This window comes from Flavivirga algicola (assembly GCF_012910715.1).
Taxonomy (GTDB): Bacteria; Bacteroidota; Bacteroidia; order Flavobacteriales; family Flavobacteriaceae; genus Flavivirga; species Flavivirga algicola.
The window spans coordinates 202,789-216,658 of record NZ_JABBHF010000002.1 but is presented as its reverse complement, the minus strand read 5'-3'; the positions used below and the strand labels follow the sequence as shown (position 1 = coordinate 216,658).

The following is a 13,870-nucleotide window of genomic DNA, read 5'->3' as shown; positions in this document are numbered from 1 at the left end:
TGAATAGCTATTATCAATCTTTTTAAATTACACATTATGAAAATTAAAACTACGCTGTTTAAAACTATAAGTATGTTTATAATACTTTTAGCTTTAACATTTTCTACTAGTGTGAGCGCAAGTTCAACTAGCTTAACTACAATACCTGCAAGTGTAAATACGGTACAGACCAACTTTATTGCAATCTCAGGTAAATGGTGGCAAAAAAAGAAGAAAAAGAATAAAAAAAGATGCCGTAGATGTGGATCGGAAAGTTGTAGAGGTAAATGTCGTAAAAAAGGAGGGCATACAGACTCAGTTCCGTTAGATGGAGGCCTTGGTATTTTATTATTAGGAGGTGCTGCTTTTGGAATTAGAAAATTGCTTGGAAATAAAAATGGAAAGCTTTAATTCTTTAAAAAATAAAATTCCTTCACCAATAAGGCTTTTCTTAGGAAAAGCCTTATTGCTTTTCATTGCTTGGGAAATTATTTATGGTGTTTTCTTATATGATTCACAGCTATTGGATCACCCATTGACCACTCACATTGGAGAATCTTCGGCTCAATTTTTGAATAATTTCACTTCATTAGATGGGTTTGTTGCAAAAAATGAAGAATGGAATTTAACTTATGAAGGAGACATGTCAAAAGAAAAAGTTTCGGCAATATATCATAATGAGAATAAAGTGTTATATATAGCCAATGTTTGTAATGGACTATCATTAATGGCCTTATATGTAGGGTTTATTATTTGTATGCCCTCTAAATTTTGGCGTAAGGTACTTTATATTATTCTTGGTTTAATAGCTCTTGATTTTATAAATATTCTTAGATGTGTTGGGTTAATCTATCTTCGAGAATATTTTTATGTCTACTTCGAATTCGCACACCATTATTTATTTAAAGCGACTGTGTACACAGCTACATTTTTAATGTGGATGCGCTTTTGCCGTAAAATACATTTCAAAAATGAATCTTTACAAGTCGGATAAAGTTCGTTTTATATTCGGACTTATATTTATTATTATTATTTATTCTTGTTACCATTTGTATTTTGTTGAAAACAAAAACACAGCTTTATTATCAAGAAAAATGAACCATATTATTAGGTTTTTTACTACCATAGCAGTTTATTTTGTTGGAACACTTCACCTTGGAAAATTAAAAGATACTTGGATGTCGTCTATTTGGCACTTTGTCCATATTTCCGGATTGTGTATTATTACCTTTTTAGGTTTGTTTGTGTGGTTTGTATCCGAAATAAACTTGAGTTTAAGGGAATCTGCTAAAGCCATTCAAGAATTATTAATATCACCTGTTTTATATGCGGCTATGGGGCTACTCAATAGAAGTTTAAATAAAGATTCTGTTAAATAAATTAGAGTTTTGATGTTATTAAGATATGTTGGACTTAATAAGTAATCATTTTATAGGCTTCAATTAGTATCTTTGTGCATCATAAAATAGGCAGAAATGAGCACAGAAATAAGAGAACTTCAACCACAAAAGCTTTGGACTAAATTTGCAGATTTAAATGCTGTACCGAGAGGATCTAAAAAAGAAGAACGTGTTATTGCGTTTATGAAAGATTTTGGTAAAGGTTTGGATTTAGATACTATAGAGGATGAAGTTGGAAATGTTATTATAAAAAAGCCAGCGACTCCAGGAATGGAAGACAGAACCGCCATAGTTATGCAGTCGCATTTGGATATGGTACATCAGAAAAATGGCGATACTAATTTTGATTTTGAGACTCAAGGGATTGATATGTATATAGATGGTGATTGGGTGCGTGCCAAAGGAACAACCTTAGGAGCAGATAATGGTTTAGGAGTCGCTACCATAATGGCTATTTTAGAAAGTACAGAAATCTCGCATCCCGCTATAGAAGCTCTGTTTACTATAGATGAAGAAACAGGTATGACAGGGGCTATGGGACTAAAAGGCGGATTGCTTTCTGGCGGTATTCTTTTAAACTTAGACACCGAAGAGGATGATGAAATTGGTGTTGGCTGTGCCGGAGGTATTGATGTTACGGCAACAAGAACTTATAACGAAGAGGAAACACCCGAATTTAAAATAGGGTATAAGGTTACTGTAAAAGGTTTACAAGGCGGTCATTCAGGAATGCAAATTCATGAAGGTTTGGGGAATGCCAATAAAATAATGAACCGTGTGTTATTTGATGGTTTTGAAAATTTCGGATTAAGAATTTCTGAAATTGACGGAGGTAGTTTACGTAATGCGATTCCTCGAGAGAGTAATGCTATAGTCGCTATTGATGCGGTTCATGAAGATGCTTTTTTATTAGAAACTGCCTTGATTTCTAATACGATTAAAAAGGAACTGAAAACGATGGAACCCGATTTAGAAATTAGTATTTCTAAAATAGATTCACCAAAACGTATTATGGATCTTGGAGTTCAAGAAGGGTTGACAAGAGCTCTATATGCAGCTTTTAACGGTGTTTATAGAATGAGTGCCGATATTCCTGAGTTGGTAGAGACCTCTAATAATATAGCATGTGTTATAGTTAAAGATGGCAATATTCATATAGGCTGCCTAACACGTTCTTCTGTTGAGAGCTCTAAGATGGATTTGGCCAATACATTACGGGCAACATTTGAACTAACAGGCTGCGAAGTCGAATTTTCTGGAGATTATCCTGGATGGACACCAAACATGGATTCACCAATTTTAAAAGTAATGACAAGACTGTATGAAGATTTAAATGGAGAAAAACCCCATGTAGCTGCGTGTCATGCTGGTTTAGAATGTGGTATTCTGGGAACAAACTATCCAGAAATGGATATGATTAGTTTTGGCCCTAACATAAAAGGGGCACATTCGCCTGATGAACGTGCTCAAATATCATCAGTACAAAAATATTGGAGGTTTGTTTTGGAGATTTTGAAGGAGATTCCAGTAAAATAGGTTTAACTATTTTTCTTTTTCGGGTACAGGGTCATAACCACTACCGCCCCAAGGGTGACAGCTAAAAATTCGTTTTATGGCTAGTTTTCCACCTCTAAATAAACCATGTTTTTGTAAAGCTTCTTTCGTGTAGTGTGAACAAGTGGGGTGAAATCTACAAGTTGCAGGTGTTAATGGCGATATCAAAATTTGATATACTTTTATTAAAAATAAAAACGGTGCTATGAGTAGTTTCTTTAACATCAATAATTATCATTTCCTCGCAGTAGGGAATCTTTTTAATCGAACTTCAAAAGATGAGATTCCTGCTTGCGCAGGAATTTAATTAGTCGAAAAAGTAGTCCCGTCTTTACCATCCTTAAGTTGAATACCAACTTCTGCAAGTTCATCACGTATTTTATCAGATAAAGCAAAGTCTTTGTTTGCCCTGGCCTCTTGCCTTAATTTAATCAATATGTCTACAGCTCCAGATAGCTTATCTGTTCCAGAATCGTTTTTGGCCGCATTTTCAAGACCTAAAACATCGAAAACAAAATTGTTAATAGTTGTTTTAAAAATGTTTAAATCTTCAGCTGATATTGTTTCAGAGCCCTCTTTGATTTGATTGATATATTTTGCGGCTTCAAATAAATGCGAAATTAAAATGGGTGAATTAAAATCGTCATTCATAGCATCATAACATTTCTGTTTCCATGCACTAACATCTATTGTAGAATTGCCAGAAGCTTTTAAATCATCTAAAAGGTTAACAGCATCCATCAGTCTATAAAAACCTTTTTCGCTTGCTAGTAAACCATCATCGGTTAAATCTAAAACGCTTCGGTAAGACGACTGTGCATTAAAAAAACGGATCACACTTGGGTTGTAGGCCTTACTAAAAAACGTGTTATTTCCAGACAATAGCTCATGAGGGTTAACAGTATTTCCTGTGGTTTTGGACATACGTTGTCCATTAAGCTCTAACATATTGGCATGCATCCAGTATTTAACGGGAGATTTTCCTTTGGCCGCTTCATTTTGAGCAATTTCACACTCGTGATGTGGAAATTTTAGATCCATACCGCCTCCATGAATATCAAATTGTTCACCTAAATATTTAGTACTCATAGCAGTACATTCTAAGTGCCAACCAGGGAAACCGTCACTCCAAGGCGAAGGCCAGCGCATAATGTGCTGTGGTTCGGCTTTTTTCCAAAGAGCAAAGTCTTGAGGATTTTTTTTATCACTTTGCCCGTCCAATTCACGTGTATTGTGAATTAAATCATCCAGTTTACGTTTACTAAGTTTTCCGTAATCGTTTGTTTCATTGAATTTGTGTACATCAAAATAAACAGAACCATTTACTTCGTATGCAAAACCATTATCTATAATATTCTTTATAAGTTCGATTTGTTCGATAATGTGGCCAGTAGCTGTAGGTTCAATGCTTGGTGGCAAGAAATTAAATGTATTTAAGATGTTGTGAAAATCAACCGTATAACGTTGCACAACCTCCATGGGTTCAATTTGCTCTAAACGAGCTTTTTTGGTAATCTTATCTTCACCAGTATCAGCATCGTTTTCCAAATGCCCTGCATCGGTAATATTTCTAACATAACGTATTTTGTAGCCTAAATGCTTTAAATACCTAAACACCATATCAAAAGACATAAAGGTTCTTACGTTACCTAGATGTACATTGCTATAAACGGTAGGGCCACAAACATACATACCTACATAACCTTCGTTAATAGGTTCGAATTTTTCTTTTTTGCCAGTAAGTGAATTGTATAGTTTGATTTGTTGGTGCTGAAAAAGTTGCATGGGCTATTTTATTGTGTTTTATTAAACCGCTTGTTATCGGGCTTCAAAATCTTTTGAAGCATTAAATTTATTTAATAATTGATCCGACTTCAAATCTAATATTTTTGTAGCTTTTTCAGGAATAAAATTAAGTTCTTTTTTCAGGATTATTGTTCAATTTAACAATTAGGAAATAACTCAAAATTTAGTATCCAATTTTATATAATCTAAAAATTCTCTACGAGTTGCTTTTTCTTTAAATTTCCCTCCAAATTCTGAAGTGACCGTACTACTTTCAATGTCTCTAATACCTCTTGAATTAACACATAAATGTTTTGCATCTATAACGCAAGCTACATCTTCAGTACCTAAAACCTCCTGGAGCTCTTTGACTACTTGAATGGTAAGACGTTCTTGCACTTGCGGGCGTTTAGCAAAATAATCTACAATACGATTCATTTTGGATAATCCTACTACAGTACCATTAGAGATATAGGCAATATGTGCTTTACCAACAATAGGTAGTAAATGGTGTTCGCAAGTTGAATAAACTGTAATGTTTTTTTCAACAAGCATTTCTCCATACTTATATTTGTTTTCAAATGTAGAGGCACTTGGTTTTTTCTTCGGATTTAATCCTCCAAAAATTTCTTTAACAAACATTTTAGCAACACGGTTGGGTGTACCGCTTAAGCTGTCGTCTGTCAAGTCGAGACCCAATGTTTCCATAATATGACGCACATCATCTTTAATAATGTCTATTTTTTCTTCATTCGAAAGTTTAAAGGCATCATTTCTTAATGGCGTATTTGAAGAAGTCCCAATATGGTCGTCCCCCAAAGATTCGTATTCTTCTATGTTATTTTCAATTTTCATTAGCTAAAAAGGTGATGTTTTTAGTCTGCAAAGATAAGTAAAACACTTTTGTTATGTTTTGTATTAACAAACAATTAATTTTCTTATATATGTCTCTTTTTTATTAATTAAATTACAATAAAAACGAAAAAGGTTTGATCATTTCACGATCAAACCTTTATGAAGTATCCTGTTTTATATTTATATATTAAAACTCAGCGATAATGTAATGTTAGAATTTGTTCGGTCAATATTTGCAGTATCAACTAATCCAACATTATACAAAGGTGTTGCATTAGAGCGTTCGGAGCGATCGTAGGTAACATCTAATTTTGTGTTCCCAAAATTGTAACCAATTCCTAGAGAATATCCATTTAAATCGCCAATAGTGAGGCCATCTACGTAAGGACTTTCTTCAAAACGGTAACCACCTCTAAAACTAAATTGTTCATACTTGTACTCACCGCCAAGTCTATAGGTAGAAGCATCGGTTAATATATTACTTATAATATCGTTCTGATCTGCAAAAAAGGCATCAGATGTTGGTTTAAATTTTGTTTTACTGTAATCTTTACGAGAATAATCAAAACTAATTAAGCCTTGTTTTCCAAAAACATAAGCTAAGCTTCCAGTTAATTTTGCAGGTGTTTGCAATTTATATCGCGGAAAAACATTTACAACACCAGGATTTATAACTTGAGTAACATTAGAACCTGCATCATTTCTAACTGTAGCCAGGTATTGTGTTGTTTCTTCTTCTATGGTGTACCAAGTAGGGGAATCGTAAGTAACACCAACCCTAAACTCATTTGATAGTTTCATAATACCTCCTAATTGAAAAGAGAACCCATTACCTGTGGTAGATAAGTTGTTTTCAAACTCTACACTATTAACAATAGAGCCTACATTTGAGTTGTTTTCAAATAACAAGCTAGTTCTTTGATAATCAATAAAGTGAGAGTTTAAGTTTAATCCTAAATATAAATTATCTTCATACTGGGTTGCTATATTAAATGTCACTTTGCCATTATACCCTTTTGCAAAATAAGAGTAATCATGGTCAAAATTTCCAGGACTTACATTGGCAAAATATAACGTATTGGCATCGTTGTTAACATCATCAGGTTCAAGAATAAATGATTCAAAACCCAGAAATGCTTGTTGGTGGGCAAACCCATAAACTGCCCCGATGTCTTGATAAGCTTCGCTTAATGACTCATCGGGCAAAGCAGATATTTCGTCCAATCTTTTGCCATCCGCATAATCGTAAAAATAACTAGCAATTGAGTTACTAAAATTGCCATCGTCGTTTGTGTTTAACCCACGTGCCCTCCAATTCGTATCGTGACTGTTAGTCCTTTCATAAGCAATGGCAATGGTAAATTTTCGCCATGGCGAATTATTGTTACTAGCAAATACAAAGGCTGCACCTCCTTGATTGATATCAAATCTAGAGTCGTTAGAATTATTTAGCCCATTAAAATATTGTGTGTTGTTTTCAGTATCTACATTAGAGACCGTAAAAGAAGCATGACTTCTACTAAAAACGGCAGAACCAGCAGGGTTTAAACTAACGGCACTCATATCGCCCCCCAATGCACCAAAAGCACCACTTAATGCTCTAAAACGAGCAGTTCCTTGAATTTCATCTTGAGAAAATCTTATGGCATCATCAATCTCTTGAGCGTAAATTGTAGACATAGATAGAGCACCTATGAACAGTAAATATAACTTTTTCATATGATTGTATTTTTCTTTTTTTAAATTTTAACGACGTCTTCCTCCTCCTGAAGAACTTCTGCTACCTCCAGAGCTTCTACCACCTCCGTAGCTACGACTGCTGGACGATGATCTGGACACATTTCCAGAGCTTGATCTTGAACTTCTGCTAGGTGAATAACCTGAGTTTCTGGAAGGTGAATAAGATCTTGATGCATTATTACCGGAGGACCTTCTACTGGTATTAGAAGGTTGTCTGTAAATAGTACTTGAATTTCTCCTCACTGTCGAAGATGATGATCTTCTTACTGAATTTGTTGATGGCGTTCTGGAAGCCACTGTTCTTCTTTGCGTGCTAGTAGTGTATCTGCGGGTTCCGTTAGAATTGTAGTTTCTTGTATTGTTCGATCTTGCTATAGTACCAGTGCTACTTCTTCTTGAAGTATTATATTTTGAAGTCGTAGAGCGTCTGTTTAGATTACCTACCGAGCTACGTCGTGTCGATGAACTAATATTATTTCTGTTTAAACCTCTTGAAGTATTTGCGTAATAGCTACCTCTTCTACTGTTGTTATAGGCATAACTTCTTCTACTGTAATATCTGTTATTGCCATAGTAGCCATTATAAGCCCAACGGTTTCCATAAAATCCACCGCCATAAAAAGGAGGGCACCAAAAAGGATCATAATAACCCCAGCCCCAGTTGTTCCATCTATTCCATCCCCAACTGTTCCAGCCCCAGTTATTCCATCCCCAACCAAATCCTGCATTCCAACCCCAGTTGTTCCAACCGTTATCAATATAATTAATGGTAACACTGTTGCTGTTTTGTCCCCAGCCAGCATAACCTTGGTAATTATTTCCTATAGTGTCATTCTCAACATAGTTATTGCCTTCGTAAGAATCTATATCGGTGAAAATAGCATCGTCAGAGAATATGTTTTCAGCTTCTAAAGATTTATTTCTAAAATGGTTTTGGTAAAAACTACTATTTGAAGTATTTGGTACTTCAACTACTGTTCGATTATTTTGTGGAGCGGTTTCAACGCTTACTTGTCTTTGTGTATTGCTATAAATACCATCATCGTCTGCACCAACATATTGGTAAGAACCACACGAAGCTAAACCAAATAGTAAGCTAAGAATGACAACAAACGATACTTTCTCTTTTAAGTAGTTATTAAATCGCATATCTCTAGAATTTAATTGTTGAACATAACAAAAATAGTTAGTTTTGCTGAACTATTCTTTTATTTAACAGAGTCACAATATTTGTGCCAAAAAATTGATATGAGTAAAAAACTTACCAGCAGAGCAGAAGATTATTCAAAATGGTATAACGAATTGGTTGTAAAGGCAGACCTGGCCGAGAATTCGGCAGTTAGAGGTTGTATGGTTATCAAACCCTATGGTTATGCTATTTGGGAAAAAATGCAGACAGAATTAGATAAAATGTTTAAGGAAACGGGGCATCAAAATGCTTATTTCCCATTATTTGTGCCTAAAAGTTTGTTTGAAGCAGAAGAAAAAAATGCAGAAGGATTTGCTAAAGAATGTGCTATTGTAACACACTATAGATTACAAAATGACCCCGATAAAGAAGGAAAATTACGTGTTGACCCTGAAGCAAAACTGGAAGAAGAATTAATTGTACGCCCAACCAGTGAAGCTATCATTTGGAATACCTATAGAGGATGGATTCAATCTTATAGAGATTTACCACTTTTAATAAACCAATGGGCTAATGTCGTGCGTTGGGAAATGCGTACGCGTCTATTTTTACGTACTGCCGAATTTTTATGGCAGGAAGGGCATACGGCACATGAAACAAAAGCGGAAGCTTTAGAAGAAGCTAAACTGATGAATAATGTTTATGCAACCTTTGTTGAAAATTTTATGGCCATACCTGTAGTGCAAGGTGTAAAAACTGAAAGTGAACGTTTTGCAGGGGCAGAAGAAACGTATTGTATTGAAGCTTTAATGCAAGATGGAAAAGCTTTACAGGCAGGAACTTCTCATTTTCTGGGGCAAAACTTTGCAAAGGCTTTTGATGTTAAATATGCCAATAAGGAAGGTAAGCAAGATTATGTTTGGGCAACCTCTTGGGGTGTATCTACACGATTAATGGGAGCATTAATCATGACCCATAGTGATGATAACGGATTGGTTTTACCGCCAAGCCTGGCACCAAACCAAGTTGTTATTGTGCCAATATATAAGAGCGAAGAAGATTTAAAAGCGATTACAGAAGTTGCGAATGGAATCTTAAGCAATTTGCGAGGTAAAAATATATCTGTGAAATTTGATAACAGAACCACACATAGACCAGGAGCAAAATTTGCACAACATGAATTGCAAGGTGTGCCATTGCGTATTGCAATTGGTCCTAAAGATTTAGCGAATAAAACTGTAGAAATTGCCCGCCGGGATACATTGACCAAGCAAACGGTTAATTTAGACGATTTAACAGAAACTATCGAGGGGTTATTAAAAGACATCCAGGAAGCGCTATTTAATAAAGCTTTAGATTTTAGAAATACTCACATTACTGAAGTAGATACTTTTGAAGAATTTAAAGAGGTTTTGGAAACAAAAACTGGATTTATTTCAGCCCACTGGGATGGAACAAATGAGACTGAAGAAAAAATTAAAGACTTAACAAAAGCTACTATTCGTTGTATTCCTTTGGAAATGAAGTCGGAAGAAGGTGTTTGCGTGTATTCTGGCAACCCTTCTCAGGGTAGAGTGTTATTTGCAAAAGCATACTAAATTAAATTTTTTTCAAAAAAAATCATCTAGCTATTGTGACATTTAAAAATAGTTGTATTTTTGCATCCGCAATGGAGACATTGTTAGTTATTTGAAAGTATTGCAAGTTTAAATTTTATGTTTATATTTGCGCACTCAAAAAAACAAATGGCCCGTTCGTCTATCGGCTAGGACGCCAGGTTTTCATCCTGGTAAGAGGGGTTCGATTCCCCTACGGGCTACAATATTTTAATAATAAAAAGAACAAATGGCAAATCATAAGTCAGCGTTAAAAAGAATTAGAAGTAACGAATCTAAGCGTTTATTAAATAAGTACCAACATAAAACGACTCGTAATGCTATTAAAAAGTTACGTGAGTTAACTGATAAGAAAGAAGCTGAAGCTTTATTTCCTTCTGTGGTATCTATGTTAGATAAATTAGCTAAGAAAAATGTTATTCATGCAAACAAAGCTGCTAATCTTAAATCTGGTTTAGCTAAGCATATAGCAGCACTTTAATAAGATTTAAAGTTTCAAAATATTTGAAAGCTTCTCAGAAATGGGAAGCTTTTTTTATGGTATCACATTTTACCACATTTATTTCGATTTTATTTAATTATTATGATTACTTGAAAGCTATTCTGGTAATTTAAATTCACTTCTTCAATATCCAGAAGATGGAATAGTAACTCGTAATTTCTCTATTTATATCACATATTCCAAATATCATTTATTTAAAGCTACAGCTACCTAAGTTTTTTTTAGTGGTAAAACATGATATTTATCATTATTTAGACTAAATAAAAATAACATTTTTGGATCAAAGTTTAAAACTCCAAAAAATGAAATACCTAATAGTTATAGCAATTCTTTTATCAAATACTTTAAGCGCTGACAACACTTTTAATATTGAAGGAAAAGTAACTAGTAATAATAAAGCTTTGCCTTATGTAAATGTGTATTTGAAAAATACGGACAAAGGTTCTGTAAGTATAGATGATGGAACTTTTATCATTAAAAATGTTCCTGAAGGAAATTATGTTTTAGTAGCTTCTTTTACAGGGTTTAAGCCTTTTCAAAAACCAATTTCTTTAGCAGACCAGAATATAAGAATTAATATTAAGTTGGAAGAGGAACTAATCTTAAACGAGGTAGTGGTTACTGGTACTTTAAAGCCAGTAAGTAGATTGGAGAGTCCTGTACCTGTAGAAGTTTATTCGCCATCCTTTCTAAAAAAGAACCCCACCCCAAATATATTTGAAGCTTTACAGACTATAAATGGTGTACGCCCTCAAATAAATTGTAGTGTCTGTAATACTGGAGATATACATATTAATGGACTTGAAGGACCTTATACATTGGTGCTAATTGATGGAATGCCTATTGTAAGTGGTCTTTCAACAGTTTATGGTCTCTCTGGGATACCGAATTCTTTGATTGAGCAAGTGGAAATAGTAAAAGGTCCAGCATCATCCTTATATGGCAGTGAAGCAGTAGGTGGGTTGATAAATGTAATTACTAAACTTCCTGAAAATGCGCCTATTGTTTTTGCCAATTTTTATACTACAGATTGGGAAGAGACGAATTTTGATCTAGGTTTTAAGGCAAGGATTGGCGAAAAAGTCGATATGCTTTTTGGGGCTAACTATTTCAATTATTCTAACCCCATCGATAATAATGAAGACAACTTTACCGATGTTACTTTACAAGATAGAATTTCAGTTTTTCAAAAATGGGATTTCAGAAGAAAAAATAATCGGATGTTTTCTGTTGCTGGGCGTTATTTTTACGAAGATCGTTGGGGGGGAGAAATGCAATGGAATTCTAAATTTAGGGGAGGTTCTGAAGTATATGGAGAAAGCATTTATACATCACGATACGAGATAATTGCTAAATATCAGCTACCAGTAGACGAAAAAATGATGTTTCAGTTTTCGTATTCAGACCACGATCAAAATTCTGCTTATGGAAATACTTTTTATTTGGCTCAACAGCGAATCGGCTTTGGACAATTAACATGGGATGTTCCAAATAAAAATCATGATTGGCTTTTTGGATTATCTGGGCGTTACAATTTTTATAATGATAATACAACCGTTACAGAACAGGCCGACGAAATTGTAATCCCTTCTGTATTCGTTCAAGATGAGATAAAAATAAACAAAGCCCATAAACTATTGCTTGGAGCTAGGTATGATTATGATAAAAGACATGGTAATATTTTTACGCCAAGGTTAGCCTATAAATTCAAACCTACAGAGCATGATATTTTTAGGATAAATGCGGGTACGGGGTTTAGGGTTGTTAATCTGTTTGCCGAAGAGCATGCTGCATTAAATGGATCTCGGGATGTGATAATTGAAGAGGCATTAAAACCTGAAAGATCATTAAACGTAAACTTGAATTATTTAAAGAAACTTTATACGAAAAATGGTAAAATTATTGGGATCGATGCTTCTGCCTGGTATACCTATTTTACAAATGCTATTTTGCCAGATTATGATACAAATCCTAATCAGGTAATTTATGATAATCTTGATGGTTCGGCTACAAGTTTAGGTTTCAGTATTAATTTAGATGCAACATTTTCCAGTAATTTTAGAGGGGTAGCTGGATTTACGGTTCAGGAAGTATCACAAAAGGAAAATGGCAATAAAGCACAACAAATATTAACAGAGAAATTTTCTGGAACCTGGTCTATGTCGTATAAAAACTTCAATTATAATTTTATTATTGATTATACTGGGAATATTTATGGTCCTATGAGATTACCTGTTTTAGGTGAATTAGACCCAAGAAAATCCGAGTCTCCAATTTGGAGTATACAAAATCTACAATTAACTTATGATGGGATAAATAATTTTGAATTTTATGGAGGTATTAAAAACGTATTAGATTGGACTCCAAATCGAGGCAACCCATTTATAATTGCAGGTGCAGGTGATCCATTTGATAACAATGTGGTTTTTGACAACAATGGTAATGTCGTTCCAACTGTAGATAACCCATACGCTTTAACATTTGACCCAACATATATTTATGCACCTAACCAAGGTAGGCGTTTGTTTTTCGGATTAAGATACAAGCTAAATTAAAAACACTTATCCAATACAATTGTTAAAAGTTTTTAAAATACATTGAGGAGGGCTAGCCTTCTCAATTTGATTTGTCGGTTTTGCGTTCCTGTGTGGGATTAGTTGAAATTAATATTGACTATTAGTAGTTTAAAAATATTTTGACAAGTTCAGAATAACATCGAATGTACTTTTTAGATGCCTATTTTTTGTGGTCTCTTCTCTCAATTTTAATGAATTAAAATTATTAAAAATAGTTATATATTAAAAAAACAAAATCTTAAAAAAAATAGCTATAATTGATTTCTAAAAATATAAATTTGCAAATTATAATTAGTTAACCATTCAAATAGTCAACCTTTTGGAAAATAAAAAAGCAAATAAATTAATCGATAAGATTCTGGAAAACCTTGATAAAACTGGGATTAACACAGAAACATTAATTGACGATATAAAAGAATTAAGAACGTACGCCTTAGAAGAGCAAATACCATTAGTTGTAAAGGTGCTTAGGTATACTTATGAGCATATAGAAGAAAATAATTCATTTCTTATTCCTACGCTTGATGACGAACCCTTAGATGAAGAGGGAGATGTTATAGAAGAGGAAGCCGATTCTCCAGTTGAAAGCCTTAAATATTTGTTGTCCCTGATTAAAAACCTTAAAAACAAAGTTAATATTTCAGACTTGAAAGAATATAGAGATCTTTTAAAGGCATATTAATATAAATACTTTCTAAACGACATTAAAAGCCTTAGCAAATAAATAATGCTAA

Annotated in this window: 13 protein-coding genes and 1 tRNA gene; 9 read left to right on the top strand and 5 right to left on the bottom strand. The window is 33.9% G+C overall.

Annotated features, from left to right (window positions below):
* The first annotated feature begins 36 nt into the window (after positions 1-36).
* The 4 genes from HHX25_RS03820 (at position 37) to HHX25_RS03805 (ending at position 2,915) form a co-directional block, all read left to right on the top strand.
* Positions 37-390, top strand: a complete 354-nt coding sequence (locus tag HHX25_RS03820) for a PID-CTERM protein-sorting domain-containing protein (protein WP_169670312.1) — start codon at positions 37-39, stop codon at positions 388-390.
* The gene (locus tag HHX25_RS03815) at positions 377-973 is read left to right on the top strand and encodes an exosortase/archaeosortase family protein (protein ID WP_169670310.1); all 597 of its coding nucleotides are present in this window, start codon (positions 377-379) and stop codon (positions 971-973) included. Before HHX25_RS03820 ends, HHX25_RS03815 begins: the two co-directional genes overlap by 14 nt.
* Positions 951-1,358, top strand: coding sequence for a hypothetical protein (locus tag HHX25_RS03810; protein ID WP_169670309.1), 408 nt, complete (start codon positions 951-953; stop codon positions 1,356-1,358). The genes HHX25_RS03815 and HHX25_RS03810 overlap by 23 nt, the downstream gene beginning before the upstream one ends.
* 96 nt (positions 1,359-1,454) lie before the next feature.
* A complete protein-coding gene (locus HHX25_RS03805) occupies positions 1,455-2,915 on the top strand; it encodes an aminoacyl-histidine dipeptidase (protein ID WP_169670307.1) in 1,461 nt (486 codons plus the stop codon).
* 6 nt (positions 2,916-2,921) lie between these two features.
* Here the strand turns inward: HHX25_RS03805 and yidD are convergent, their stop codons facing one another.
* The 5 genes from yidD to HHX25_RS03780 all read right to left on the bottom strand — a co-directional run bounded on the left by yidD (position 2,922) and on the right by HHX25_RS03780 (position 8,462).
* Complete coding sequence (gene yidD, locus HHX25_RS03800) at positions 2,922-3,158, bottom strand: membrane protein insertion efficiency factor YidD (protein ID WP_169670306.1); 237 nt, start codon at positions 3,156-3,158, stop codon at positions 2,922-2,924.
* A gap of 78 nt (positions 3,159-3,236) precedes the next feature.
* The gene (cysS, locus tag HHX25_RS03795) at positions 3,237-4,718 is read right to left on the bottom strand and encodes a cysteine--tRNA ligase (RefSeq protein WP_169670304.1); all 1,482 of its coding nucleotides are present in this window, start codon (positions 4,716-4,718) and stop codon (positions 3,237-3,239) included.
* 177 nt (positions 4,719-4,895) lie between these two features.
* Positions 4,896-5,573: a GTP cyclohydrolase I FolE gene (folE, locus tag HHX25_RS03790; protein ID WP_169670302.1), complete on the bottom strand. Its 678-nt coding sequence runs from the start codon at positions 5,571-5,573 to the stop codon at positions 4,896-4,898.
* Positions 5,574-5,753: 180 nt separating this feature from the next.
* On the bottom strand, positions 5,754-7,292 hold the full coding sequence (locus HHX25_RS03785) for an OmpP1/FadL family transporter (protein WP_169670300.1): 1,539 nt from the start codon (positions 7,290-7,292) through the stop codon (positions 5,754-5,756).
* Between the two features lie 27 nt (positions 7,293-7,319).
* Entirely contained in the window at positions 7,320-8,462 is a 1,143-nt protein-coding gene (locus tag HHX25_RS03780; RefSeq protein ID WP_169670298.1) for a hypothetical protein, read from the bottom strand.
* 99 nt (positions 8,463-8,561) lie between these two features.
* Between HHX25_RS03780 and proS the strand changes: the two genes are divergently transcribed.
* The 5 genes from proS to HHX25_RS03755 all read left to right on the top strand — a co-directional run bounded on the left by proS (position 8,562) and on the right by HHX25_RS03755 (position 13,818).
* On the top strand, positions 8,562-10,040 hold the full coding sequence (gene proS, locus HHX25_RS03775; protein ID WP_169670297.1) for a proline--tRNA ligase: 1,479 nt from the start codon (positions 8,562-8,564) through the stop codon (positions 10,038-10,040).
* Positions 10,041-10,189: 149 nt separating this feature from the next.
* Positions 10,190-10,261: transfer RNA gene (locus tag HHX25_RS03770), tRNA-Glu, on the top strand.
* 26 nt (positions 10,262-10,287) lie between these two features.
* Positions 10,288-10,539, top strand: coding sequence for a 30S ribosomal protein S20 (rpsT, locus tag HHX25_RS03765; protein WP_169670295.1), 252 nt, complete (start codon positions 10,288-10,290; stop codon positions 10,537-10,539).
* 323 nt (positions 10,540-10,862) lie between these two features.
* Entirely contained in the window at positions 10,863-13,115 is a 2,253-nt protein-coding gene (locus tag HHX25_RS03760) for a TonB-dependent receptor (protein ID WP_169670293.1), read from the top strand.
* A 340-nt stretch (positions 13,116-13,455) separates the two neighbouring features.
* On the top strand, positions 13,456-13,818 hold the full coding sequence (locus HHX25_RS03755; protein WP_169670291.1) for a hypothetical protein: 363 nt from the start codon (positions 13,456-13,458) through the stop codon (positions 13,816-13,818).
* Positions 13,819-13,870: the final 52 nt, after the last annotated feature.